Source organism: Corynebacterium sp. c8Ua_99, assembly GCF_039907185.1.
Lineage (GTDB): Bacteria > Actinomycetota > Actinomycetes > Mycobacteriales > Mycobacteriaceae > Corynebacterium > Corynebacterium jeikeium_D.
Genome location: NZ_JASBOG010000031.1, coordinates 1 through 2,314 on the forward strand (window position 1 = coordinate 1; position 2,314 = coordinate 2,314).

1 protein-coding gene is annotated in these 2,314 nt (G+C 53.5%); it reads right to left on the reverse strand.

Features of this window, described 5'->3' with window-relative positions; translation table 11 throughout:
• Positions 1-479: 479 nt before the first annotated feature.
• Complete coding sequence (locus QKE19_RS11125; RefSeq protein WP_347891081.1) at positions 480-1,928, reverse strand: nucleobase:cation symporter-2 family protein; 1,449 nt, start codon at positions 1,926-1,928, stop codon at positions 480-482.
• Positions 1,929-2,314 lie beyond the last annotated feature (386 nt).

Genomic DNA, 2,314 nt, shown 5'->3' on the forward strand with positions numbered 1-2,314 from the left:
GGGCTGCTGCGGCCCACTTTTGTTTTACCCACGAGTAAACAACATTTAATCGACAAATGTCGTGGCTTATATCTCGGGGTAGCTACCGATTTGGCTTAATTGCGGGTACTTAGAAGGGGCCGATGCGCAGTACACCGGTCGGAGGCTCCTCGAATTCTGGCACTGAGCTTGTTGGCATGTCCGATTCAGTTATTGCACTTCTGTGTTTACCACAGCCACTCATCCCGACATGCAGATACCGCGCTTCAATGGGGCTTTACTGCCAAGCTGTCCAAATAGGGATCCATACGCTTATTTGGAATTCGTCCTGATTCTTAAGTCCTACCTACGAGACAACGCGGCGCCATCCAAGGTCGCGCCAAAAGGAAATCCCGTATGGGCGAGGTATTTCCTGCGCCCATACGGGAATGTGTTGTATTTAGTTACGCCAGCGCGGTCTGGGATTGAGCTATCCAGCCGCGCTGATCAAAGTACCGAAGTTAGTTATTGCTGCTCGGCTTATCTGGCGGGACGTCGCCGTAGCCATCGTGGTCCTTATCTTCAGAGTTGATACCTCCGCGGAAGGTGTCGTGAGCGCTCGGAGTAACTGCGTGCGGTGCACGGTCGGCGGTGTTGAACAAAAGGTTCAAGATGATTGCTGCGACGGAACCTACGCAGGTTCCTGAGGCCATAAACGTTTGTGCCCACGCCGGCAGTCCGGAGAATAGTTCGGGCGATACAGCAGGAAGCAATGCCAGTGCCAACGGAATACCAACGACAATCACGTTGGATTCAGTGAACTTAACCTTGGATAGGGTGCGGACGCCGGATGCTGCGACCATGCCGAACAAGGCGATACCGGCACCTCCCAAAACTGGAGCTGGGATAGCAGCAACGAGAGCGGCCGTCTTTGGAATCAGGCCTAGAACCAGCAGCATTCCGCCTGCAGCTGCGGTAACCCACCGGGATCGCACACCCGTGATGGACAAGACGCCGATGTTCTGGGCAAAAGCCGTGTATTGGAAGGTATTGAAAATACCACCGATCACGGTCGCAGCACCGTCGGCACGCAGTGTGTCGGCAATACGGCGATTATCAATCTCGGTCTCGGTAATCTCACCGATTGCAAGCACATCTCCAGTCGCCTCGACCATAGTCACAAGCGAGACAATGCACATGGCAAATACAGCCGAGAAGACAAACTCAGGCATGCCGAAGTAGAACGGATGTGTCAGCCCAAAGATCGGTGAGTCCTTGGTCCCAGACCAATCCACCATTCCCAATGGAATGCATAGCAGCAACCCAGAAATCATGCCCACTAGAACGGCGATTCGGGCGAGCCATTCCGGTGCCCAACGCTCAATACTGAGAATCAAGACCAACACAAACACAGCTACTGCCAAGTTTTGGGGTGTGCCGAAATCAGGAGTGTCCTTAACTTCAGCACCGCCACCAACCCAGTCAGCTGCGACTGGCATAAGCGTCGTACCGATAATCAATAGCACCGTACCAGTGACCAACGGCGGAAATAGGCGTAGAAGCGACGCAAAAAGCGGTGCAAAGAGCATCATGAAAATGCCCGATGCAATCACCGAACCGTAGATTGCGGGCACGCCGTATTGCGATCCGATAGTGACCATCGGAATGGCAGCAGAGAAGGTACAGCCCTGAATCAGTGGTAGCCGCACACCAAATCGCCAAATGCCCACCGACTGCACGATGGTGGCGATGCCGGCAACAAACAGGTCCGCGGCAATTAGGTGCGGAATATCGGATGGGGACATACGCCCGGCATCCACAAGTGCCCAGCCCACGAAAAGCGGGACTGCCACCGCGCCTGCATACGCGGCGAGCACATGTTGAAAGCCGAGTACAAGCAGTTTCACATGGCCCGGATACTCATCGACCGGATGGACGGTCCGAGCATCGGTCTTCGTTGATGTAGTCACAGTTCGACTTTAGTTCCCTAGTCCAGCTTTTCCTCACTGGAGCTTTCTATTGGGGTGGTTTCGCTCCATCTCGCTTTACGACGAGGCTTTCGGGCCACGTCATTCTGCTGAGATAGTTCGTTAGTGTGCGTGAGCGGCCGGTGAACGAATGCATTGCCGAACAGCTTTAAGTGAAACTCTACGGTTATGGTCTTCTATTAGCTCGAAAGTGCCCTAGAAAAGCATTGTGACCTGGGGGTTCGCTTTATGTGTGAAGTGTGTGTAATGTATCCGGGGTCAGCGCGACAGGGCGATGTAATCGCTTATTGTGGTGATGTGGGGGAGAGTTTACTTTGTATTCACGGTCGGTTTGACTTGTGTTTGCAGTGAAGGTAGAGTCTTCTTCT